This window comes from Streptococcus sp. HMSC065E03 (assembly GCF_001815045.1).
Taxonomy (GTDB): Bacteria; Bacillota; Bacilli; order Lactobacillales; family Streptococcaceae; genus Streptococcus; species Streptococcus parasanguinis_AD.
On the sequence record NZ_KV818853.1, the window covers coordinates 286,921 to 311,229 of the forward strand.

At 38.8% G+C, this 24,309-nt stretch carries 24 protein-coding genes; 5 read left to right on the forward strand and 19 right to left on the reverse strand.

The annotated features are described in order from the left end of the window. Positions 1-14: 14 nt before the first annotated feature. The 12 genes from HMPREF3002_RS08095 to HMPREF3002_RS08150 all read right to left on the reverse strand — a co-directional run bounded on the left by HMPREF3002_RS08095 (position 15) and on the right by HMPREF3002_RS08150 (position 12,618). The gene (locus tag HMPREF3002_RS08095; RefSeq protein ID WP_070666082.1) at positions 15-1,217 is read right to left on the reverse strand and encodes an ABC transporter ATP-binding protein; all 1,203 of its coding nucleotides are present in this window, start codon (positions 1,215-1,217) and stop codon (positions 15-17) included. Beyond that, positions 1,217-2,023: an ABC transporter permease gene (locus HMPREF3002_RS08100; RefSeq protein WP_003003247.1), complete on the reverse strand. Its 807-nt coding sequence runs from the start codon at positions 2,021-2,023 to the stop codon at positions 1,217-1,219. The genes HMPREF3002_RS08095 and HMPREF3002_RS08100 overlap by 1 nt, the downstream gene beginning before the upstream one ends. Continuing rightward, positions 2,023-2,964, reverse strand: a complete 942-nt coding sequence (locus HMPREF3002_RS08105; protein ID WP_070666085.1) for a glycosyltransferase family 2 protein — start codon at positions 2,962-2,964, stop codon at positions 2,023-2,025. The genes HMPREF3002_RS08100 and HMPREF3002_RS08105 overlap by 1 nt, the downstream gene beginning before the upstream one ends. Continuing rightward, positions 2,961-4,109, reverse strand: coding sequence for a beta 1-4 rhamnosyltransferase Cps2T (gene cps2T / locus HMPREF3002_RS08110; RefSeq protein WP_070666088.1), 1,149 nt, complete (start codon positions 4,107-4,109; stop codon positions 2,961-2,963). Before cps2T ends, HMPREF3002_RS08105 begins: the two co-directional genes overlap by 4 nt. 107 nt (positions 4,110-4,216) lie before the next feature. Further along, positions 4,217-5,068: a dTDP-4-dehydrorhamnose reductase gene (gene rfbD / locus HMPREF3002_RS08115; RefSeq protein ID WP_070586074.1), complete on the reverse strand. Its 852-nt coding sequence runs from the start codon at positions 5,066-5,068 to the stop codon at positions 4,217-4,219. Between the two features lie 65 nt (positions 5,069-5,133). Further along, complete coding sequence (locus tag HMPREF3002_RS08120; protein WP_083312673.1) at positions 5,134-7,035, reverse strand: hypothetical protein; 1,902 nt, start codon at positions 7,033-7,035, stop codon at positions 5,134-5,136. After that, entirely contained in the window at positions 7,032-7,961 is a 930-nt protein-coding gene (locus tag HMPREF3002_RS08125) for a glycosyltransferase family 2 protein (RefSeq protein ID WP_031574198.1), read from the reverse strand. Before HMPREF3002_RS08125 ends, HMPREF3002_RS08120 begins: the two co-directional genes overlap by 4 nt. Positions 7,962-8,043: 82 nt before the next feature. Then, positions 8,044-9,522 (reverse strand): DUF2142 domain-containing protein, encoded by a 1,479-nt coding sequence (locus HMPREF3002_RS08130; RefSeq protein WP_070666091.1) that lies wholly within the window; start codon positions 9,520-9,522, stop codon positions 8,044-8,046. A gap of 9 nt (positions 9,523-9,531) precedes the next feature. Next, positions 9,532-10,308 carry a glycosyltransferase family 2 protein gene (locus HMPREF3002_RS08135; RefSeq protein WP_141754510.1) on the reverse strand — a complete coding sequence of 259 codons (777 nt, stop codon included), beginning with the start codon at positions 10,306-10,308 and terminating at the stop codon, positions 9,532-9,534. After that, positions 10,304-11,587: a lipopolysaccharide biosynthesis protein gene (locus HMPREF3002_RS08140; RefSeq protein ID WP_070666097.1), complete on the reverse strand. Its 1,284-nt coding sequence runs from the start codon at positions 11,585-11,587 to the stop codon at positions 10,304-10,306. The genes HMPREF3002_RS08135 and HMPREF3002_RS08140 overlap by 5 nt, the downstream gene beginning before the upstream one ends. After that, positions 11,577-11,906 carry a DUF2304 domain-containing protein gene (locus tag HMPREF3002_RS08145; protein WP_070666100.1) on the reverse strand — a complete coding sequence of 110 codons (330 nt, stop codon included), beginning with the start codon at positions 11,904-11,906 and terminating at the stop codon, positions 11,577-11,579. The genes HMPREF3002_RS08140 and HMPREF3002_RS08145 overlap by 11 nt, the downstream gene beginning before the upstream one ends. A 1-nt stretch (position 11,907) precedes the next feature. Next, positions 11,908-12,618, reverse strand: a complete 711-nt coding sequence (locus tag HMPREF3002_RS08150) for a glycosyltransferase family 2 protein (protein WP_049472007.1) — start codon at positions 12,616-12,618, stop codon at positions 11,908-11,910. Between the two features lie 127 nt (positions 12,619-12,745). Between HMPREF3002_RS08150 and HMPREF3002_RS08155 the strand changes: the two genes are divergently transcribed. Next, the gene (locus HMPREF3002_RS08155) at positions 12,746-13,726 is read left to right on the forward strand and encodes a Gfo/Idh/MocA family protein (protein WP_070666103.1); all 981 of its coding nucleotides are present in this window, start codon (positions 12,746-12,748) and stop codon (positions 13,724-13,726) included. Continuing rightward, the gene (locus HMPREF3002_RS08160; RefSeq protein ID WP_070666106.1) at positions 13,723-14,808 is read left to right on the forward strand and encodes a DEAD/DEAH box helicase; all 1,086 of its coding nucleotides are present in this window, start codon (positions 13,723-13,725) and stop codon (positions 14,806-14,808) included. The genes HMPREF3002_RS08155 and HMPREF3002_RS08160 overlap by 4 nt, the downstream gene beginning before the upstream one ends. 42 nt (positions 14,809-14,850) lie before the next feature. On the opposite strand, the gene HMPREF3002_RS08165 is transcribed toward HMPREF3002_RS08160, so the two are convergent. The 5 genes from HMPREF3002_RS08165 to HMPREF3002_RS08185 form a co-directional block, all read right to left on the reverse strand. Then, positions 14,851-16,233, reverse strand: coding sequence for a polysaccharide deacetylase family protein (locus HMPREF3002_RS08165; protein ID WP_070666109.1), 1,383 nt, complete (start codon positions 16,231-16,233; stop codon positions 14,851-14,853). A gap of 257 nt (positions 16,234-16,490) precedes the next feature. Further along, a complete protein-coding gene (locus HMPREF3002_RS08170; protein ID WP_023917784.1) occupies positions 16,491-16,871 on the reverse strand; it encodes a lactoylglutathione lyase in 381 nt (126 codons plus the stop codon). A 29-nt stretch (positions 16,872-16,900) separates the two neighbouring features. Further along, on the reverse strand, positions 16,901-18,262 hold the full coding sequence (locus tag HMPREF3002_RS08175; protein WP_070666112.1) for a sensor histidine kinase: 1,362 nt from the start codon (positions 18,260-18,262) through the stop codon (positions 16,901-16,903). Beyond that, positions 18,246-18,926 (reverse strand): response regulator transcription factor, encoded by a 681-nt coding sequence (locus HMPREF3002_RS08180; protein ID WP_003003305.1) that lies wholly within the window; start codon positions 18,924-18,926, stop codon positions 18,246-18,248. Before HMPREF3002_RS08180 ends, HMPREF3002_RS08175 begins: the two co-directional genes overlap by 17 nt. A gap of 135 nt (positions 18,927-19,061) precedes the next feature. Further along, positions 19,062-19,571 (reverse strand): hypothetical protein, encoded by a 510-nt coding sequence (locus HMPREF3002_RS08185; RefSeq protein WP_070666114.1) that lies wholly within the window; start codon positions 19,569-19,571, stop codon positions 19,062-19,064. Positions 19,572-19,775: 204 nt separating this feature from the next. Here HMPREF3002_RS08185 and HMPREF3002_RS08190 point away from each other — a divergent pair, with 204 nt between their 5' ends. Continuing rightward, entirely contained in the window at positions 19,776-20,309 is a 534-nt protein-coding gene (locus HMPREF3002_RS08190) for a biotin transporter BioY (RefSeq protein ID WP_070666117.1), read from the forward strand. A gap of 141 nt (positions 20,310-20,450) precedes the next feature. Here the strand turns inward: HMPREF3002_RS08190 and HMPREF3002_RS08195 are convergent, their stop codons facing one another. Together HMPREF3002_RS08195 and HMPREF3002_RS08200 are read right to left on the reverse strand one after the other, a co-directional pair. After that, positions 20,451-21,173: an ABC transporter permease gene (locus tag HMPREF3002_RS08195; RefSeq protein ID WP_070666120.1), complete on the reverse strand. Its 723-nt coding sequence runs from the start codon at positions 21,171-21,173 to the stop codon at positions 20,451-20,453. Between the two features lies 1 nt (position 21,174). Beyond that, positions 21,175-22,131: an ABC transporter ATP-binding protein gene (locus HMPREF3002_RS08200; protein ID WP_070666122.1), complete on the reverse strand. Its 957-nt coding sequence runs from the start codon at positions 22,129-22,131 to the stop codon at positions 21,175-21,177. Between the two features lie 106 nt (positions 22,132-22,237). Here HMPREF3002_RS08200 and HMPREF3002_RS08205 point away from each other — a divergent pair, with 106 nt between their 5' ends. Further along, positions 22,238-22,948 (forward strand): LytR/AlgR family response regulator transcription factor, encoded by a 711-nt coding sequence (locus tag HMPREF3002_RS08205; RefSeq protein WP_070666125.1) that lies wholly within the window; start codon positions 22,238-22,240, stop codon positions 22,946-22,948. After that, positions 22,948-24,225, forward strand: a complete 1,278-nt coding sequence (locus HMPREF3002_RS08210) for a sensor histidine kinase (RefSeq protein ID WP_003003397.1) — start codon at positions 22,948-22,950, stop codon at positions 24,223-24,225. Before HMPREF3002_RS08205 ends, HMPREF3002_RS08210 begins: the two co-directional genes overlap by 1 nt. Positions 24,226-24,309 lie beyond the last annotated feature (84 nt).

Below are 24,309 nucleotides of genomic sequence, written 5' to 3' on the forward strand. Positions count from 1 at the left end.
CTACACCAAAGAAATTATTCCCACTTGCCTTGACGAATTAACAATCCAGTAGAAGAATCCAACTCCGAACGATTTGTCCGATCCACAACCCGGTCAATTGAAAAGACTGGAGGGTTCGTTGTCGACAATATTGCTAAGTTTTCTTGATTTTCATCTCTTAAAAATGCTACTAGTCTTAACTTTACATGATTAAAGTACGGCAACTTACATTTATAAGTGATTTTTTTAGCACCGATACCGGATAATGGAACATCCATGGAATTATCGTTGTACAGTCCATTTCCAGTAGAAATATCAACAAATGAAAAGGCTATATGAGGATTAACAGACTCATCTAATAGATTAAATGAAAACTCAATCACCACCTCATCATCAGGAGTTACTTTCTTAGGAGAAAGCAATCTAGCTGTAAAATCTTCAACTTCCGTTGTGACCAAGCCCTCATCTTCATCTCCATGATGATGTGAATTCGATTCCAAGTTGTCAAAACTATATTGATCAGAAACGTCAAAAGGATCCCCAATGGCCTTCACCAATCCATTTTCAATCAAAACAGCCTTGTTACAATATTTCTTGACGGCTCCCATATCATGGGTAACCAGGATCGTGGTTTTCCCTGATTTCTTGCGTTCCTGGAAGTAATCGTTACACTTGCGCTGGAAGGCCTCATCTCCTACTGCTAGGACCTCGTCCAAAATCAAGATATCGCCTTGGGCCTTAATGGCAACCGAAAAGGCTAGACGAACCTGCATACCTGATGAGTAGTTCTTAAGCTTTTGGTTCATGAATTCATGCAACTCAGCAAAGTCTACGATATCATCATACATGGCATCAATTTCAGCTGTTGAGAAGCCCAGCATGGCCCCGTTCATATAGACATTTTCACGACCTGTCAGTTCTGGGTTAAAGCCCACTCCAAGCTCGATAAAGGACACCAGTTTTCCATCGATAGTGACGGTTCCTTTTTCTGGTACATAGATTTCAGAAATGATTTTTAAAAGAGTCGATTTTCCAGAACCATTTCGACCGAGGATCCCGAAAAAATCACCTTTTTCTACTTCAAAAGAAATATCCTTAAGCACATGTTGTTCTTTGTATCCTTTGATTCCTTTGAAGCGATTGACCAGGGCAGTTCGAAGACTATTGGTTGCCTCTGTTGGCAACTTAAAGTACTTGCTGACATGGTCTACTTTTACTGCAATTTGTTTATCTGTCATTAGAGAATCTCCGCAAATTTCTTAGCATGTTTGTTAAAGTAAGCAAAGCCAGCGACAAAAATAAGAATTGGTAAAACATAAGGAATCAAAACCAAGAACTTATTTTCCACCAAAAGCCAGACAGGGGTATTGGCCTTATCAATCAAGAAATAACGCATGTCTTGAATAATTTGAGCCAAAGGATTCATCATGACCAACTTAGCAGCCCATGGATTGCGGTCTGCAATAAAGGTAATCGGATAGATAATTGGCGTCGCATATAGGCCTGCTTGCAGGAGTACTTCCCATACTTGACCTAAGTCACGGAAACGAACAAAAAATGTCGCTAAGATCAGCGCGCATCCTGTCGCCATCAAGAATAACTCAAAGAATAGCGGAATCACCATCAAGGCTGTCCAAGAGAATGTCACCCCATTGAAGAATGAAAAAATCAAGACCACTACAAGGTTAATAACAAAGTTGATGGCTGCTCCCGAAATTGCAGACAAGACAATGATGTGTTTGGAGAAGTTCAATTTTCGCAACAAGTCGCCTCGACTAACAATCGACACCATCCCCATAGATGTGGCTTCTGAGAAGAAGCCCCAGATTACATTGGCCAACAAGAGGGCAACTGGGAAATGGGGCACATCTCCACCCAAGCGTAAGAATCGGATGAAGACAATATACATGATCGTAAAGGTCATCAGGGGCTTTAAAATCGACCAAAGATAACCGATCGCCGATCCTTGGTAGCGTAATTTAAAGTCTGTTTTGATTAACTCTCGTAATAAAATTCGATTTTTCTGACTAAAAACGTCAAACATTATTTTTTACCTCGATATGCAAACTTTGTCAGAATCAAGCTGGTAAACACAAAGGTGTGAAAGGCTCGGTTCTTCCGGTAACCATACTGACGAATCCGTCTCAGACGTTCTTTTAGTGGAACATCCATAATGGTGACAAAGTTTTCAATAATTTCTTTAGTTTGGGAACTGACAGGCAGATCCAATAGATTTTTTGCTTGTTCTTGACTAGACTCTATGAGATTCCAATACTTGGCAAACAGCACATGGGGTCGGATCCAATTTTTAACCCGTTTTCTGAGGGTTCGAGCACCCAGAACATTGCTACTGTGCTGACGGTACAATTCTGTTGGTTGATCGATATGGATGAGCTTCCCAAAGGCAGTTGCCAACAAGGCCAAATACCAATCATGCATAAGGAGCGCATGTTTTTCTTGACCTGTCCATAACTCCGCCAGAGCGTGGTTAATCATGGCAACTCCGCCAGTTACCGTATTTTCCGTCAACTCTTGAATCAGTTCGGTATTGGCATGATCAGACTGGGTGCGAATCATACTCTCATGCTGCACATTCAAGTTTTCATCGACCACTTTTAAATCTGTGTAGACCAGCAAAGGCACTTCTTGAGGATGCTTCTCGGCTTCTGCTACCTGAAGAGCAATCTTTTCAGGAAGCCAGACATCATCTTGGTCACTGAAGCAATAAAAATCAGCTTTTTCATATTTCAAGAGGGCATGGAAGCTCTTGATAACTCCGAGATTTTCAATAGCTCCTTGGTTGATAAAACGAATGCGCTCATCTTGGGCCACCAACTCTTGAATAATCTTCACCGTACCATCTGTCGACCCATCATCTCGGATCAAGAGTTGCCAGTCTTGATAAGTCTGGTCTTGGATACTTTTGACCTGCTCTTTTAGATATTGTTCACCATTATAGGTGGACAACAAGATATTTACTTTCATGATAAGAATAATTCCTCGTACTCACCTACAATTTTTTCCCAGGTAAAGTTTTGCTTCATATTAGCCTTGGCACGTTGACCCCATTCAGATACATCTTCTAAAGAATCAACCCGATCAATCAAATGCGCCAAATTTCCAGTTTCTTTAGTCCAATAGTGAGCCGAATCCTTTGCAACCGTTTGGTTAAAGGAAACTCCCAAAACTAAATTCAGATCCGTCTGAGCAAGAGCCTCTAGGAGACCAGGATTGGTTCCACCCACTTCATGACCATGGATATAGGCAAAGGCTTCTTTACGGATATACTTCAACAGGTCTTGATCATAGACCGTTCCTACAAACTTAACACGAGGATCCTGATCAAATCCAGTTCGAGCTCGGAGCTCCTCAAAATAAGGATTGCCTTCCTGGTTACAAATGATCACCAAATCCCGTTTGGTGGAAGAGGCCATAAATTCACGAATGGCGGTCTCATAATTATTTTCTGGGACAAAGCGGCCCAAGATCAAATAATAGTTCTTCTCCTGTGTCTGCCATTTCTGATAGAATTCTCGGACCTTATTATCCTGACTATTTAGGCTAGTCGGAGACAAGTCCGTTCCGTAGGCAATATAGGTCGTCTTGGACCAAGGGTAGGCTTCCTTGATATAGGACTCAATACCAGGGTTGTCTGAAATTACTAAGTCCGCATGGCGCGTCATGATCTTTTCAGAATACTTGAGATAGGCTTGGATCGGCTTGGCCCACTTGGCCCGCTTCCACTCCAGTCCATCTGGGTTGATATAGAATCGCCCCCCCATCTTATGGATCTTACGCGCAAAAGGTGCCACAAAGGCCCCGATTGTATTGCCCAAGACGTAAAAAATCGGCTGTTCAATTCCTTGTTTCTTAATGAGCTTCAAGGCATAGTTAATAGCCATCATATCATAGGAAATGACACGCGCAGGCCCAAGCTTAGGGGCTTTAATGGTAAAACAATCCACACCCTTGTAGTCAAAATGTTGATAAGCTTGATCATTAGAAAGGCAGGCAACATGGTATTGAATATCTGGAGACACTTGATGCGAAACCAATTGATCCACAAAAGTCTCAAAACCGCCATATTGAGCCGGAAGCCCACGACTTCCGATAATAAAAACATGTTGCATAGAGTTCCCTTTCAAATCATTCACAGTCTATTCAATTATACCATTTTCTAGGCTTTTTGCCTAATCCAAACAGAAAAGCGACCCTTGAGGGCCGCTTCTATTTGTTCTTATTTCACTTCTTGTTTGTAAAATTCTTTCAAAGCATCTTTCCAAGTTGGAATAACGAATCCTGTAGCCTTAGCCTTAGCCAAGCTCATCGTTGAGTTCAGTGGGCGTTTTGCCTTAGCTGGGAATTGGCTAGAATCCACTGGCTTCACTTCAACATCCGTATCTTTGAGGATCTCAACTGCAAAGTCATACCAAGTTGTATCTTCTGCTGCATCATTTGACAAGTGGTAATAACCATACTCCTTACGGTTTTCAGCCAAATAAGTCATGAACTCTGCAAGAGTACGTGTCCAGGTTGGACGACCATGTTGGTCATTAACGACTGTAAGTGTTTTGTGAGTCTTCGCAAGGTTTTGCATGGTGAAGACAAAGTTCTTACCGTAGTTCCCAAATACCCAAGCTGTACGGATGATATAGAAGTTAGATACATGCTTCTCAACCAATTCTTCCCCCATACGTTTGGTACGACCGTACTCTGTTTGAGGATCTGGTTGATCGTCTACTTCCCATTCTTGTCCCACTGGTTTTTTCCCATCAAAAACGTAGTCTGTTGAGATATAAACTAAGGTTGCACCATGTTTTTCAGACGCTTTTGCTACATTTTCCGTACCAGTCACGTTGATCGCATAGTCCAACTCTTTACCTTCATCTTCAGCAGCATCAACAGCTGTGTAGGCAGCACAGTGGTAGACTAGGGTTGGTTTCACTTCTGCGAATACCTCGTCTACTTTTTCTGCATTTGTGATATCCATTTCAGCCACATCAACAGCCACATATTCTTCATTTCGTTCATCCAACAAATGGCGAAGTTCTGTTCCAAGCTGCCCATTTGCTCCTGTAATTAAAATCATGTTAAATTCCTTTCAAATGCTTTTTCCCTATCATTATAGCAAAAAAAGCAGAAGTTTTCTGCTTTTTAAGATGGGAATTGCTCCTTATTTTTTGAATACTTCTGCTTAAAAATAAAGAATACCAGTATCCAAGAGATCCATTCTATTATGAAACCAAGATACTGTATAAATGTCTTGTGATAAGAAACTTTGACATGGCCAGAATTTCGAATAGATAAATAAATTTTACCATCATTTAAAACTTTTTCTGAGACAGTTGGTTTCCGATCTTTTTTATTTTCTTTTAATTCTGATTCGGTAAAAGCACGCTGTTTCAACACAGGTTGAGAACCTTCTGCTCCCTTAGAATATTCTGCGCGATATCCTTTGTACCATATCATTGGTATAGAGATAGTAGTTTCCTTTTTATCGTCAGGAACCTTTATATCAAATTCTAAAAGATTGTACCTCTTTTTAATAGTTGATATTTTTACATCCTTAGCTGTTTGAAATTCTGTAAATTGTGGTAAGCGTATATCTTGGTTATTGATATCAAGATTATAATATTCATCACCTACAGGATCAATATATTTGGATTTGTCACCTTTATATACTGATTTAAGTAATTTTTCATTCTTTTTATTATCATCCCGCATCTGTTTATAGTTTTTTGAAGATGTATCAAATTGAGGGACAACATGATTGAAATAAAAAGATAAAGTCAAGAGGCATAAGACAATAGAGAAAAATCCATTTCTATTTGTAACAGCAAGAAAGAATAGGAACAAGAGGGGAATGAAAAACAATAGGCGCCCTGAATACTGCATACTCCCTAAAAAAGTGTATTTCAATACGGAATTCCAAGGCAGAAGACTCGTTGCAGAAAAATATAAGATCCAACAAGTCCAAAATATGGTTTTAGTTAAACTCCCTAGACGGCGATAAAATAAGATCACCATCATACTCGCATAGAATAGGCCATCTCGTACGAATTGATGGATCGGCCACTCTAATGGTGTGAAAGGTTTATAAAAACCATATCGATCTGCTTGAAATGGAAAAGGAACCAAAAAAGTATCTTTCACATTGACAGGAAAATTTCTCGCTGTCCATGTGAAGAAAAATTTTTGTGATGAAACCTGTTCCAGATATTGAAAAATGTATCCTGCCGACAAACATAAGGCAAACAAGATAGAAAATACAAAAGAGATAATCTTTTCAAGTGTGATCCTTTTATAATTTAAACATAAAAATACCGCAGAAAAAATTGCTAATATGATCGTTGATAAAATATGGGTTTGAATTAAAAGCGCTACTACAATCCCCAAATAAAGAGGGTTCTTTTTGTTTAAGTAGAGCACACGATAAATAGAATAAATAAGAATTGGGACAAGTGGCACTACCATGGTCATTCCAAAACCAAATAAGGTGTAATAACAAGGAATGGTCAAGGCCACTACTATACCAGTCAGCTTATTTTTTACTATTTTTGAAACAACAATATAACTTGTTAGGCTTGTACCAAGAGTGATCAAAAATGCAAATATAGAATAAGCAAGATTTCCATCGTTGGTCATCATATAAACGATGGCTGACGGATAAAACTGCCAATTTCCATAAAACATAGGAGAAGCATATCCCGTACCGAATGCAAATAAAAAATTCAGATTGGGGAGTAAATCCCAATGCTCAATGGACTCTGCTAAGCCGACAATGCGGGATAAATGGAAGACATAGTCATATGAGCGACTTTGAAAATTGATCAGATTGAAAGATACAAATGTAAAAATGAGCGCATAGGAAGTTAGTAATAGAAAGACCAACTTATTGCTGATTTGGTTGAAAACATCTATAAGCCGGTCAATATAACTGCGGATCCCTTTTACCATATCCAACTGATTGATCTTATCGAGGAGCCGATCCATTCCCTCGTAAAATCTATCTATCCTTTGCTTAGCAGCAAGACTCATACTTAGGATATTCTTCATTCTTCACTTTTCTCTTTGATCACATAGATTGGACGTTTCTTGGTTTCCATGAAGATCTTACCAATATATTTCCCTAAAATCCCGATGGTCAATAATTGGAACCCTCCCAGGAAAAGAATCACTGTCATAAGAGATGGCCAACCTGAAGTAGGATCCCCAAAGACCAAGGTGCGGATTACAATCAAAATCATCATGATAAAGGCCAAAATCCAAGATAACAGTCCACCAATAAAAGCAATGTTTAATGGAGCATCCGAGAAATTGACAATCCCTTCAATCGAATACTTAAAGAGGGACCAAAAATTCCAGGACGTCTCTCCTGCCACACGCTCTACATTTTTATATTCGAGGTATTCTGTCTCAAATCCTACCCAAGCAAAAATTCCTTTTGAGAAACGATTGTACTCCGATAATTCCATGATAGCATCAACCATTGGACGTCGCATCAAACGGAAATCACGGGCCCCGTCCACCATTTCCACTTGGCTAATATGATTGATCAATTTATAAAACATCCGCGCAAAGAAAGAGCGAATCGGTGGTTCCCCATCACGGGTTACGCGTCTCGTTCCGACACAGTCTAAATCCGGCTGTTCCTCCAACCTCTGCTTCATTTCGATCAATAACTCCGGTGGGTCCTGCAAATCTACATCCATAACTGTCACATATTCACCACTAGCACGCTCAAGTCCAGCATACAGCGCCGCCTCTTTCCCGAAATTTCGAGAAAAAGAAAGGTAGTGCACACTTGAATCTGTAACATGTAGCTTTCGAAGAACAGATAGTGTACCATCTGAAGAGCCATCATTTATAAAAATATATTCAAACTTTTCTCCCATCTTCATCCGAACGCGTTCCATCTCTCTATAAAACAATGGAATCGATTCTTCTTCGTTAAAACATGGGACTACAACTGATATGGTCATCTCTTACTCCTTGACTTATTCACTTTCTATTGTAACAAAAAACTAGGGTTTCCCCTAGTAATAACTTATTTTAGTCTTTTAATTAAACTGCAGCATATAAAACAGAGATGGTTTGTAGTAATGTTAGAGATAAAATAATGAGACTGCTTTGTACTACAAAATGATCAGAGAATTTTTGTTCATCTGGAACTCTTTGCTTAAATAAACTACAAATAACTGGTAGACAAAGAGCAACAACACCCAAATAATATCGGCCTTGAACTCCTAAAACTTCAAAATTTCCAACTGGTGTCCAGGTCAGATACAAGGTCAAAGAAATTAAACCAATAATTGCAAGAGAAACCAAACTTGCCCCTACTACTGATACTTTTGGAAGTTTGATCTTCCCAAAATTTGAAAAAGTAATCAAGCTATAAAGAGCATAAATTGGAATAAGGACTTCTGACATCGACAAATCTAACCAACCAAAGGTGTAGAGTTGATTCAAATGACTGACTGATAATAGCATCTCCTTCAAAATCACTGGAAGATACCAATGAGGTTTCGAAATGATACTAATCACCTGAGACTTCACATCCGCTCCATCTAGTTTAAAGTTCTCAATTCGAACTTGCTGGGTAAGAACATACCAAAAGATCGTAAATAGAAAGACAGCAGCAATCAAAGCGAGAGAAACGAGATAGTAGTTTTTACATTGCGTTTTCTTTTTCGGTATAAATAGCAATAATCCTACAAGCAAGACATAAGGAAGCTTCATTGTTACAAGGATCACGCAAAGGAAAGCATAAAGCAATAAATCCTTAATTTTAACCACTTTTTCATCATCCGTTACATAGTTCAAAAATAATCCAATAATGATGTAGGTTAAACCTAAGGCTACACTATCTTGATTATAAGAAGCAGCTAGAACCAGATTCATTGGAAACATCGCTACCATTGTCATCAACTGCTTCGCTTTCCCACTTAATTTAATAGAAATAAGAGCTAAAATACAGTAAGCAATGACATTAAAAATTCGACCAAGATAATAGGAGACTCCTACACTCAAATTCAAAAACTTTCCAATCCCAAATCCAAGAGCCTGAGGGATATAACCAATAAACCAATATGAGTTGGTTGCCCTGTAATCCGTTTCCTTCCCAAACTTCACTTGTTTGGTCGTCTGCCCTTCTTCAAATAAAGAAGATTTGGTAAATGGTTTTTTGAAATTCTTATAAACATCAAAGTAATCTTCCGTAATATGGATGTTTTTATTTCCCATATTGACGTTGCCTTCCACAATATGAATCGTTCTTGAAAGGTGAACTTGTTCATCGGGCGTATTCAAAACGGGTGTAATAAAAGCAAAGGACAGACCACCAATGAGCATCGCAAGGAAGGTCCCAACATTCTTCTTCGGTAAAAGAAAAATGAAAAAAGCCAATACAACAAATAACGCTACACCAATTTTAGGAAAATCTACTAAGCGCTTTGTATAAATCACTGCAATACAAAAGGCCAAAACTGCGAAAGCTACTAAATACTTTTTATTTCGCTCATAACTATCAACAAAATATCCCATCAGTTTCTCCTACTTATTCGAATTTTGACTCTTCACATATTGTCTCATCAACAACTTGGCCATCCATTTAGGCCAGAAGAGTTGGTACATGTATAGATCTTCTTTACTACGCGTATTGTCTGCAATGGTTTTTGATGTTTCAGACTCTCCATGGATACGGTGGCACATGAGTTTGTCAGATACATAAGCAAAACGACCTTTGTACTCGCTGATCTTATACCATGCGTACCAATCCAAACTCACTCTCATTCCTTCATCAAAATAGAAATTCTTCAAATTTTCACGATTATAGGTGACAGCTGGACAACAAATCGGATTCCCAAAAGCCATTACACGGTTTCGCCAAAAGTGACTAGCAGGAAAAAGATTCATGGTTTTTAACATCAAGGTTTTGATCTTCAGATTTGTATTCGCAGGAATCTTATGGTCATCTTTTTCTTCAAAATAATCAGAATACCCAATCAACACATCTTGATTTTTTTCCATCTTAGCCAAAACTTTCTCAGCATAGTCCGGCTCATAATAATCATCCTGATGGGCGATGGTAGCATACTTCGTCTCTACAAAAGACATGGCATTGTTCCAATCCTTACCAATCCCACCACCTTGCTTGGTGTAAAATGGAATAGCATAACGCTGACAAAGTTCCTTGATCGAATCCAGTGGTGTTGAACTGTAACAGATAATCTGTGATTGGAGAGTTTGATTCTTCAAGGATTGAATACAAGCTTCCAAGTATTCGCTCTCACCATAAGCACAAATCACCCACGTATGTTGTTGATTAATGAGCATAGTCCTTCCTTTCTATTTTTCTTGCAATAAAATAAGCAAGTAAACTTCCACTAAAATAAACAGACATCACGATGAAAAAGCTTAAAGACGCACCTAGAAGTCCCATTTTTTGTACCAAATTATTATTTGTCAATTTGGAAGCTATAAACATGAATAAATACACAGGCAATAGATACGTTTGTTTTCGAATAACCGTCATGACATCCCCAAAAACAATCCCAATAGAATACAGAATTCCAGAAAAAACAAGGATGGCTAGGGTAGTACTATGCTGGTTTAAAGGTAAACCAAAAACAAGACTTAATATCGGCGTCCCGATCAAATAAGCTAGCACAGTTAATACCAAGCCGACACCCAAAACAATGACAAACATCTTCGCAATGATGGCATCAAATTTTTTCAATTCTTTATTCTTCCATAAGATCGCTAATTGCGTTGTTAAGGGTCTAAGAATTAAAATAAAGAGACTCATAAAAAACACAGGCATAAACAAAATATTATAATCCCGTTGTGTTCCTGCAATAAAGTGTCCCAGTCTAATTTCAGAGTCAATCGCGATTCTAGGTTCATTGAAAATATAAGCTAGTAAAAATCCACTGATAAAGAGAGGAATACAATTCTTTAAAATAGTGATCGCATCAAATAGGTCTCTTTTGAGATTTTTTACTGAGAAATCAATTGTTTCAAATTCTTTTGATTTTACATAATCATAACAAAATACAAAGATAAAGTTTAAAACAACTAAGTAAAGCAATGATTGTGTTAATGACTTTGTAATAAGCAAAAATGCCAACAAAAGAATCGTGCTGAAAGAATACCGAATGGTCATTGATTTGCCAGCGATATCTAATCGTTCGTGACGTTGAAACAATCCTTGGAAAAGATCTGAAATTGCCTCACACATACGAAATAGAACGTATAAGCCAATAATCGCAATTTTTGAACTCTCATGTAGGTCAATTCCTGAAACAAATAGGTAAGGAAAAAAGATCGCCATCATGAGTAGGAGAGAGAGACATCTGGCAATACTGTAACTGGTAAAGGAGTGTCTAAAGAGAACATCTGTCCCTTGGTAGCTTCGAACTTGAAACATGCCCACTACTACTAGAATCGCAGCAATCCCATAGGCAAGACTAAAGGAATCTGCTTCCATTGGCGAGGTCATGCGTGTAACGATCAATGTAAATAGTACAGATGATCCAGCAAATGCCAAGTTCCCTAACAGATTCCAAAAATACACCTTCTCCGTTGAAACAGGTTGATTATTCTTCATGCTCTTTTACCTGTAATGCAATTTTCTGAGACAATTGTCGAATTTGAACGGATTGTTTTGAGGTAATCCGAGTCAAAGAGAAGTTTAAATAGACAAGTAAACAGAAGCCTAAGAAAAAGATTAGATTGCTTGGAACTTGAATTCCTAACATTTTTGATACCTGTCCAATCAAATTAGGAAACCAAATGACTGGCAACGATAGCAAACAAAGAATGAGCCAAGAAATGACATTTCTCATTTCAACGACTTTCTTTGCAACTAGGCGTAGAATATAAACGATAAAAATAATTACAATAAGGGTTAACCAAATATTTAGCATGTTATTTCTTATATCCTCCACCAATTCTAGCCAATAGCATTGCCATTGTCACTTTGATCATATAGTAAACAGACTTACTGAATGTAATCGATGATTCTCCGTGTTCTCGTTCGTTCATTAATACAGGCACTTCTGCAACGGAATAGCCTGAGGTTAACAGGGACACAATCGTCTCTGGTTCTGGATAATCACTTGGATATTGCTTGGCGAATTCCTCAATTACTTTTCGGTCAGCAACTCGTAAACCAGAAGTTGGATCTGTTACCTTTTGACCGGTTAAAATCTTAATTAATTTTTCAAAAAATGAAATTCCAATCCGTCGTGCGAAAGAGGATTGGAAACCTTGATTTTCAATAAAACGAGAGCCAATCACCATGTTCACATTCTTCTCTTGAAGGACTTGAAGCATCTTTCTGATAAATTCAGGATTATGCTGACCATCTCCATCCACTTGAACAGCATATTGATAGCCATTTTTAACTGCATATTGATAACCAGTTTGGACAGCACCACCAATTCCTAAATTAATCGGTAAATCGATAACATTAAAGTTGTTATTGCGACAAATTTCAAGTGTATGATCTGTAGAACAATCATTGATAATGACATAATCAAATTCAGGTGTATGTTCTTCAATCATCTTGATTGTTTTTTCAATATTTCCACTCTCATTATAAGCAGGAATAATGATCAATAATTCTGAATTTCTCAATCCTATTGTTTTCCCTTCTAAGCATATCACTTCATTATACAATAATCAGTGCATATTTTCTACTTTATACTGTCCCCTCCCCCTTTTCATGGTATAATAGAGTGAATCGATTGCGGAAGGACACCTTATGTTAAAGCTGGGAATTATTGGTACGAGTTGGATTTCACATGAATTTATTACAGCTGCTCATCAGACGGGCCACTATCACTTGCAGGCTGTGTATTCGAGAAAGATGAAGACGGCTCAAGATTTTTGTGAGCCTTATGGGGTGATCTCTTGCTACACGGATGTCATCGACTTCTTAGACAGTGAGCTGGATGTGGTCTACATTGCTAGCCCTAATTCTCTTCATTTCGCTCAGGCCAAGCTTGCTATTTTAGCAAAGAAGCATGTCATCATTGAAAAACCAGCTGTGACGAAGCCTTCTGAATGGAAGGAACTGGTCAAGCTTGCTAAGGAGCACCAGGTCTATCTCTTTGAAGCTGCTAGAAATTACCAAGAAACAGCCTTTCAAGTGGTTAAAGACTTCCTCTCTAATCAGGAAATACTAGGCGCCAACTTTACCTTTGCCAAATATTCTTCCAAATTGCCTGCTCTTCTAGCAGGTGAGATACCCAATATTTTCTCAGATGTCTATGCAGGTGGGGCCTTGATGGATCTGGGTGTCTACTGCCTCTACCTGGCCATTGGCTTCTTTGGAGCTCCAATCTCCAGTCACTACACCGCTCAGCAATTACCCAATTCGGTTGATCTCTATGGTCAGGGTGTTTTGATCTATCCAGAGTTTCAGGTTGCCATTCAGGCGGGGAAAAATATCACCAGCCATCTACCTGCTGAAATCTATACTAAGACTGGAACATTAACTCTAAATGCTGTAGCAGCTATCAACCAGGCCCAATTTGTCAGCCATTCTGGTGAAGTCATCGATCTTCCTCTCACGCCTTGTAGTCATGTCATGCAAGAAGAGGCGGAAGCCTTTGCCCATGCCATAGCTGGTCACAAGGAGGCTGATTATCTCGAATGGTTACAAACGGCTGAGCAGGTCCATGAAACCCTCTACCAGATGCGTCAGAGCGCTGGAATACAATTTAAGGATGAAAAAGAATGAAAGAACAATTTCCACAAAGCTGGAAAGATCAGCTAGAAACACTCGGATTTGATACATTCACTGAAATTCAAGAGCAAATCTTCACCCCTATCTATGAAGGAGAAAATGTCCTTGGGATCAGTCCTACCGGTACTGGTAAGACACTTGCCTACCTCTTTCCAAGCTTGCTCAAACTCAAACCGAAGAAAGCCCAACAACTCTTGATTCTAGCTCCTAATACAGAGTTAGCAGGACAAATTTTTGATGTCACCAAGCAATGGGCAGAGCCTCTTGGGCTCCAGGCCCAACTCTTCCTGTCAGGATCCAGTCAAAAACGGCAAATCGAACGTCTCAAAAAAGGACCTGAAATTCTAATTGGGACGCCTGGTCGGATCTTTGAACTGATCAAGCTGAAAAAGATCAAAATGATGAATGTGGAAACCATCATTTTAGATGAATTTGACCAATTACTGAGTGATTCTCAGTACCACTTCGTCGACAAGATCAGCCACTATGCTCCCCGCGACCACCAACATATCTACATGAGCGCCACAGCCAAGGTCGATCCAGATCAGCTAGAAGAAAATACTCTTCGCATTACGGTTGATGGAGTTTCTTTGGACAATATCCAACATTTTTATATGCAAGTGGATCGGCGTGACAAGGTCGAATTGCTCCGCAAACTCGCCTACGTCGAAGATTTTCGTGGTCTGGCTTTTTTCAACAGCCTATCTGATCTGGGTAGTGCTGAAGAAAAACTACAATACCGGGGTGTTGAGGCCGTGTCGCTGGCTAGTGATGTCAATGTCAAATACCGCAAGGTCATCCTGGAACGCTTTAAAGACCATCAGCTAACTCTCTTACTGGCCACCGATTTGGTCGCTCGTGGAATCGATATTGAACATCTTGAATGTGTGATTAACTACGATATCCCCCGTGACGTAGAGACCTATACCCACCGTGTCGGTCGAACAGGTCGAATGGGGCGTGATGGCTATGTGATCACCTTTATCACCCACCCAGAAGAACTCAAATCCTTGAAAAAATACGCTTCTGTCCGTGAACTTGTTTTAAAAAATTCCGAACTATTTTTAAATGAATAAGAAAATCCTCTGCTAGTAAATTTACTGCAGAGGATTTTTTAGTTAATTTCCATTGTAATAAATGCGATGACTTTCAAGTTGATAATCCAACAATTCATCTACCGTTACAAAGGTATAGCCTTGTGATTTAAGGTAGTCAAGGACGGTCGGAAGAGCATCAATCGTGGTTTGATGGATATCATGCATGAGAATAATCGAACCCGGTTTGACTTCTTTTTTCACTTCATTGAGAATAGCCGTCGTATTATGAGTTTTCCAATCCAGGCTATCCACATCCCACATGATGAAAGACTGGTCTACACTGTATTGGATGGCGTTATTGATGGCTCCATACGGAGGGCGCGTGATCTTAGTTTGAACGCCTGTCGCTTTTTGAATAGCTTCTTGAGTATCCAAGATCTCTTTTTTAGCATTATCCAAGCTCAATTTTGGCAATTGAGGGTGATCCCAGGTATGGTTCCCGATTTGATGACCTTCTTTGCGGACTTGCTTAGCAATATCAGGATTCGCACTGACATTTTTTCCGACCATAAAGAAGGTAGCTTTTGCATTGTATTTCTTCAAGATAGCCAGTGCCTGAGGAGTCGTCGTTGGATCCGGTCCATCATCAAAGGTCAAGGCAATCATCTTACGATGGCGTTCTTCAATATAGGATTGGTAAGAAGCTAGATCATCAGGAAGCAAGCGCTCTGTATCAATCACGTCATAGAATTTAGATAAGGGAACAGTAAAGGTATCGTCTCCTTTAACCTTGCTTGGAAATGGAATGGTGAAATTCCCTTTTTCATATTGGAATTCCCATTGGCTCAAGTCCAACTCTGAGAAGTGGGCAACCATTTGATCAATGCTTTCCTCATCCAGCTGACGAAAGGATAGATTCCCTCGTAATTCCTCCAAAAAGATCTGCTTGGCTCCATCTGGATCCGCAAAAACCTGGCTGAGGGTCAGAGGGTTACTCTCATCATCCAAGTAAAAGAGGGGCAACTTCACCGTCTCATCTTTAATGAATTTTCCTTTTTTGTACTGGTATTCAGCCCGTTTGATTTGGATAGGATGATAGCCAACAAAAGGCGCTTCTGCTTCTTCACTATGGTAGAAGGTCAGATGCTTAGGCTCTTTGGTTTTTTCATCGGTTCCTAGACGCTGAAGGTCTTCTTGGATCTTCTCTTTAATAATCTCAACAGGCTGTCCATCCTTAGTAGGATAAAAAGCGGTCACATAAGAAGTTCCTAAAATTCCTTCCTGAACCTGGGCATCTTTTCCTTTTTCAGAGCTTTTCTCTAATTGGGTGACCTTGGCAAACTGATCCTGATAGGCTTTTTGTTCACGAAGCCTTTGAATCTTTTGATACCCGATATACAAAAGACTCAGAAAAAGGAGATTTATAATGATTAATAAAATAGTTTTCGTGTGTTTGAATCTCATAACTTTATTATAGCAAATTTCTCTCGAAAAAACATTCCTTTTTTGTAAATGGTTTCATAAAAAAGAGAGAGTGGGACAGAAATCGGTAATTCGTTAGAATTCGATTTCATCGTCCCACATCCGCACAGTTGAGTAGGGCTGTAAAAGCTGATGAAATCAGCGTATTAGAGCCCACTCAACCACTGCATCTTGCTCGACATCCAAAAACAATTGAGAGGCTAGGACTTTTGTCCCAGCCCCTTTATTTTTAGTCCCTCTTATTTTTCGCGAATGACTTCTACCTTATAACCATCTGGATCTACAACAAAATAGTAATTCGGTTGCGTCCCTGGAAGACCTTTTGGTTCCGTCACTTCATAGCCTTTAGCCTTGTGTTCAGCATTCAAACCTTCCAAATCAGGAGTACTCAATGCGACGTGAGCATAGCCGTCTCCGATCACATATGGACCATGATCGTAATTGTAAGTCAATTCTAACTCATAGTCATCTCCAGGCAGGCCTAAGTACACGATAGTAAACTTGTAGTCTGGGAAATCTTTCCGACGTTTTTCTTCAAAACCAAATGCATCTTGGTAAAAAGCGATTGATTTTTCTAAGTTTTCCACACGAAGGCAAGTGTGCAACATTTTTGAACTCATAGGTATTCCTCTTTTCTATTTTTAAAAAATTATGAACGATTCTTTTTACGACTTTCCGTCTTGACGGATAATTTCACTTCAAAGATGGTCCCTTTTGGTTTATTATCTTTGACTTGAACGGTCCCTTTGAAGGCTTCTACAATCTGCTTAGCGAGGGATAACCCCAAACCAAATCCACCTTTTTGACGGGTTCTGGCCTTGTCGACCCGGTAAAAACGATCAAAGATCCGTTTCTTATCCTCATCACGAATCCCTGGACCATTATCCAGCACCCTCAAAAGTAGATTTTTGTCCTTCAATTGAACTTCAAACTGGATCTCGCCATCTTCATCGGTATATTTCAAGGCATTATCATAGAGAATGGTCATCAATTGCTTGAGGAGCGTTCTATCAGAACAAATGACTTTGTCCACCTGATTGTCTCCTCGGAAGATTTTGTCATTTTCTTCCGCAATGATCTCAAAATTCGAGAAGGTCTGATCGAAAAAGCTTGGTTCGATGTCTTCCATCTCTGGCTTCAAGCCATCATCTCTTCGGGCGATATTGAGAAGGTTGGTGGTCAAGAGCTTCATATTTCGAACTTCATCTAAGCTAGATGCAATGCTCTCGCTCGATTCCATAATGGTCGCTTCAGGCTTTCTAAAAAGCGTTTCAAGGCGATTTTGTAAGACTGCTAGAGGCGTCCGCAACTCATGAGAAGCATTTTCTACAAAAGACTTTTGCTTTTGCATACTCTCAAGCAGCGGCTTAACGCTAAGACGGGCAAGGAAGAGACTCGCAAACAAGGAGATTCCCCAGAAGCAAATCATGACAAGAGCGATCTGGCTTTCATGTTCCTCACTGGTCTGCTCTAGCTGACTAATATTGGTCATGATGACCGCATACTTGATATTACTTTCATCTTCATCATCAGATAGACTCAACTCTGCCATATAGGCCCGATAACTTTCTTTTTTCCCATAGCTATTGGTAATTTGAAGCTGAGAAACCTTATTGAGAAGTTTTCGGCCAAACGTCACTGTTTTAAAGTTTAGAAACCCGTTACCAGTTGTCAAGTTTTCATATTTTTTATTGAGCAAAACAACAGTGGTATTCGATGTGACATCTCCTTTAGGTTCTGATTTGTCATGGTCAGGTAACATCATCCCATGATCGTTATCATCATCTTTATTAGTTGATTGTCGCTGATCTCGATAAGCAATAGCTACAAGTGAGTATGGATCCTGACTGAGAGTCCTGAGGTTCTCATCGACCGTTGTATAGAGACTCGAGCGCATGACCTGAATAATAATTAAGGTCATGGCTGAGAATATCAAGGTGAAGAGACCAAAATATCGGATGAAGTAAGAAAAGTCATCTTCTCCGACTGTTTTCTTAATCCTTGTTAGCATCTTTTAAGATATACCCCACACTGCGTAATGTTTGCAAGCTCTCAACAAAATCAGTACCTTTTAATTTCTTACGGATTTTTGAAACATAGACTTCAACCACTGAGATAGTTGTGTCACTGTCAAAGCCCCAGAGACGATCAAAGATCTGTGTTTTTGGAAGGATGACATTTTGGTTTTGAAGGAAGTAGACCAAGAGATCAAATTCCTTCCCAAGAAGTTCTACTTCCTTATCGTCCACGTAAGTCGAATTGGTAGATAAGTTGACCTTCAAATTGCCATAATTGAGGGTGTTTTCATTGACCTTACCTGAGCGCTTCAAGAGAGCTTGGATCCGCATCTTAAGCTCTTCAAGATAGAAAGGCTTGGTGAGGTAATCGTCTGCCCCCAGCTCAAATCCGTGTCCTTTGTCATCCAGACTTTCTTTAGCTGTCATGATTAAAACAGGTGTTGTCACGCCTTTTTCACGCAATTCTTTCAAGACATGGAAGCCGTCTTTTTCAGGAAGCATGAGATCCAGCAGAATCAAATCATAGATCCCGCTTTCTGCTTCGTAAAGACCTTCTTCTCCGTCAAAGACCTGCATAACGTCCGCAAAATCATCTAAAAAATCAAATACTGAATTTGATAAACCAAGGTCATCTTCGACCAATAGAATTTTAATCATCGTCGTATCCTCTTCTCTTTCATGAGTGAGTCTTTCTAATCTATTCTTAACCATTATAACACGACTTGCCTTCATTTCCTATAGTTTAGAACCTGGTTTGATGATCAAATTCAGTCTATCTGAGGAAGGCTTTTTTTATGAGTTTGTCGTGTTTTCTTTGTTATTTTGACTATCACTCGTCTTGTTTTTATTCTTCGATTTCTTTTTGTTGGACTTGTTAGAGGAATCCTGATTCCCTTCTTGTTGTCCGCCAGATTGGTTCATGCTATTTTCTGGACCATTGCCTTGAGGGCCACCATTGCCTTCCTGTGGCATTTGACCAGGTCCACCTCCTTGCGGGCCACCTTGAGGACCGCCGTCCTGTGGGCCACCATTTTGCTGGTTTCCTTGTGTAGCATGGCCATTTTGACTATTTTGTTGCTGATTGGAACCTTGGTTCTGACCCGTTTGAACCGGTTGAGAAAATTGTTGAGAATTGGAAGATTGTGAGGCGATGACACCGACCCCAAAGCCACTTCCAGCACCGACCAACAAGCCACCAACTGCTGCCATACCGATCCACCACTTAGGACTTCGTTTGAGGACGACCATTTTTTCTTTGGATTCTTGCGTTTCGACTACTTGTTTTGTTTCTTTTTGATTCATCTTTTTACCTTTTATCTTTTTTACAAGTACTTGTCTTTTAAATTTTAAAGGGAGCTCGATCCTTTAAGTAAGGCGATTATACTTTAGAAGTCTTAAACAGGCCTAAATTTTTACTTAAAACAACCTAAAACGACTGGGACTATTGACAGGATGAAACCGATATTGTAGAATAGTTACCATAAAATAAAATAGAGGTTAACTGTTATGAAAAAAATCTTTCCTTTAGTGCTCATCTCCATTGGAGTAGCTATGATCTCCGTCCTATCTCAATTTACCCTTCCATTTGGTCCAATTCCTTTAACCCTGCAAACGCTCATGATCGGGATTATCGGGACCATCTATAAACCCAGTCATGCTTTTGTCACAGTCTGCCTCTACCTACTTCTTGGTTTCTTAGGTTTCCCAGTATTGGCAGGTGGTGCTAGTGGTGCTTCGCATTTCCTTGGCCCTACTGCTGGTTTTCTCCTCTTCTTCCCATTCCGAGCATGGATCACGTCTCTATTTACAAATGCTAAATCCAGCGTGCTGACCATTTTCCTTGCTAATTTGTTCAGTAGTGCTCTCCTCTTTGTAGCTGGAGCTATCGGCTTTATGCTGGTCACGCATACCGATATCCAAAAAGCATTTGCTTTGGTCGTTGCTCCCTTTATCCTTGCCGACCTCATCAAACTGATCATCATCACGATCACCAGCAAAGCTATTTTTGCTAGCCTCAAACACCACTGGTATTTCAAATAAGATACAAAGGGTACGAACATACTAAAATAAGCAACATCTGAACACAGTTGTTGCTTTTTGTTGTAGGAATATCTCTTCAATTGAACTACTTTTAAATGAATGACTGTTTCGTAGAAGAACCTTCTATCTACCCTCCTTCCTTTATTTTTCCTTATAAAGAACTCTCAAGATCAGTAACTGTGTTAGCAAAATCCAAATAATCAGAATAGTGAAGTCAAACAATGAGATGCGGTCATGGCCATAGACGCAAGCTCGTAAGAGGTTGACAGAAGGGACAAATGGAAGAACATGGTAGAGATGGTTTATCCAATCTGGAAGACGACTTGCAGGGTACATGATTGGTGAAAACATCAAACCAATCATAAGAATCAACTGAGACATCAGCGTGACAATATTGGGAGAAAAAGTATACGCAATGGCAAATCCAAGACTGATCATTGTAAGACAGATAATAAATAGGATGAAAACAGCCAGAACAGATACATTTAGGCGGACAGAAAAACGAAAATAGCCCAGTATAACAGAAATGAACACTCCAGGTAAAATAGCAATCATCCACATCCAAAGATCTGCTAAGGAAATAAGAATTCGAGGTATTGGAAGGGCTCGTACATAGTCTACATGTCCTTCTGACTTCGCATTTGCTATAACAGGTGATGAGATAGTACAGCCAATAGAAATAATTCCTATCAGAACTGAACCAGAAGAGAGATAGTAGGCAGCTGTCGTATCAATTTTACCTATCACCAGTGGATAACCAAAAAGAAGTGAAATAGATAATAGAACCTGAGCTAGCGTAAAGAGTAGAAATAGATCTTTTTGACGAAGATAGTTCCAACGAAGTAAGTAAATAAATTGAGTCATATCAGTTTGTCAACTCCTCTCTATAAAGATCTGAAATGGACATGTTTTTCTGAGCAAGTGACAGATTAAAAATATTCTTTCTATCCAATTCCTGTGTGATTTTTGGTAGCAGTCTCGTTAACTCCTTCTCTTCTATTTCAATCTGGCAGATCGAACCGTTGATAATGGTGTAATCTTGAAATAGAGCTAAGCTATCTTTATTCCTAAACTCAAAAGATATTTGATACTGTTTTTGATAGGTTATTTGCTGAACTGGTCCTGATTTGATTAACTTCCCATGGTTAAATAAAGCATAGTTGTCAGCATATTTTTCAACTTCTAAGAGATTATGCGTCACAATAATAATGGTATGACCTTTATGCGCTAGCTTCTGTAATAATTGCCATTGTTTTTCACGACGTATTGGATCAACATCGTTCGTCGGCTCATCAAGAAGAATGATGGTCGGAGATCCGATTAAAGCCATTGCAAAAGAGGTCAGACGCTTTAAACCACCTGAAAGGTCCTTTCCTTGTTTTTCCCGGTACTCCTTAATTTCTAACTCGGTTAAGAGCTGATCCATTTCTTTTTGCAAATCCAAGGTGTTTAACCCTCTCATTCTTCCAAGCATTTCTAAGTTTTGTTCCACCGTCAATTTCTCAAGTGGGGCATACTGTTGAGACATATAGCTCATCATTGAGCGAGCTCGTTTACGATTTTGAACAAAAGAAATATCTCCATAGCAAACGTCTCCTTGATCAGGTTTGGTAAAACCAATCATTTGATTTAAGAGGGTGGACTTACCAGCGCCATTGTGTCCTAAAAAAGCTGTAATTTTAGCAGCTTCTATTTCTAAGGAAATATGATTATTAGCAAAATGTTGCTTATCGAATGATTTTGTCAAATCTCTAATAGTCAGTGTCGCAAATGTCTTCATCTCATCACTCAAGACTGAGAAGATTTTCCCAGCTTCCTTCATTTTTGATAAGATTATTGTATAATAAACATATGACTTTCCAAGGTTTACGTCATGATTTACCATTTTAGTGTCATAATTAGCCAACTCAATTTGATAAGGGAGACTTATGTTAAACGTCGTTATTTGTGATGACTCAACTAGAGATGCTAGTCAGTTAGAACAGTATTTACTTTCTTACGACAAGGTTCCTGTAGAAACAAAACTATATACCAATCCACAAAAGATGTTAGAGCAGTTAACAAGGGATACTCATTGTGTCTTTTTGGATATTGATATGCCACAAATTACTGGAATTGACCTTGCTCGTGAAATTCGGCAGTTCAATCCTTTTATCCCCATTATTTTTGTGACCAGCTATCGTGATTACATGGAACAAGTTTTTGAAGTACAGACTTTTGATTACTTAGTAAAACCAATTGAACCTCAAAGACTAAATAAGGTAGTAGACAGAATTTTACGTTATCTAGATTTAGGACAAATCATCTTTAACTTCTCATTTGGAAAACAAAGTTACTCTATTCCTTTAAGTGACATTACCTATTTTGAGAAAGATAAGCGATCCGTTTTTATTTACACGCTAGCAGATACCTATAAGTCCTTACTGAAAACTCAAGACATTTTAGATAAACTACCTGATTATTTTATTCAAATTCATGCTTCTTATATTGTAAATCCCAAATATATCAAAGATTTTGATGCGAAAACAGTGACTATTTTGCTAAATGGAACCGAGGAGCATTCACTTCCAATTAGTCGTAAGTTCCAGTCTTCTTTTAAAGAAAAATACTATAACTACCTCAGTGAAAGGAATTTCTAATGCTAATAGGATTGCGGATCATTAGTATCTTGTTCGACTTATTTCTGGCAAGTGTTTTATTTTTTAGGTCAATATCCAAAAGTAAACAATCAAAAAAGACACTTTTACTCCTTTGTTGTTGCTTTCTTCTTCATGTGGCTTTTGTGTTTATATTTTTAGAAAGTCGCGTTTTTTTAGTGAGCAATCTCCTCCTTAGTATTGTAGAATCCTCTCTTGTAGGACTCTATTTTGGCTACTCCTTTCGTGATTCTTCCTTTTGGATATTCTTACAGACAAGCCTGACATTATTAGCAGGAGCTGTCCTCAATCAAGTTATCCAACTTTTTCTTCCACTGTCAAAAGTATCGAAAAATTTAGGACTGATTAGTGGTTACCTTGCCATTAGTTTTCTTTTTTCAACCGTCATAACACTTGTTCTTCGACAGTTATTCCGAACACATCAAAAGTTAGGCATGGCAACATCTAAAAGAAATTGGCTGTATCTATTTATTGTGCCGATTTTATCGATTATTTTCGCCTTTACCGTATCAGCTATTCAAGGGCAAGTATTTGGACCAGATTATCTTTCTGTCATTTCACTCTTGTCTCTTATTGTATTGTCGTTTTCCTCGCTTTATTTTACCCTACATCTTTCTCAACAACAGCACGCTTATTATCAAAATAAATTAGATAAAGAACAGCTTCAATTCCAATTAAGAGAAACACAACAGTCTCAAGAGGAATACCAACGATTGCAAAGTCTTCGGCATGACTTAAAAAATAAACATTTAACTCTGTTGGCACTTCTAGAAGAAAATCCTGATGAGGCTAGAGAGTATCTTCACTCGTTAACTGATAGTATTTCAGGAAAACAAACCTTTTACTCCAAAAATCCAACAATTAATTTTTTACTGAATCAAAAATTGCATGATGTGGAAGATGAAATTGAATTGGAAATTGACTGCTTTGTCCCTCAAGAATTATCTATTCAGCCTGATATTCTAGCTGTTATTTTAGGAAATTGTTTAGATAATAGTATTTCAGCCTGTCTTCGATTAACTGATAAATCGGAGAGAACATTGGCTCTGAATATACGTTATTTTCAACAAAACCTATTTATTTCGATCAACAATACCTTTAATGAACAAGAACAAGAGACTCGTAAAACACGTCAAAGAGATGGTTGGGGCTTACGAAACGTTGATGCTCTAGTACAAGAATACCAAGGAACTGTCAAGCGTTTCAAAGAAAATGGCCGCTATCGAACGGAGATTCTCTTACCAAGTCCAATAAACTAATGATCCTTCTCCTTTGATATCCAATACAAATGATTCATTGAAAAACAAAAGATGCTACAGAATGAATTCTGTAGCATCTTTTAT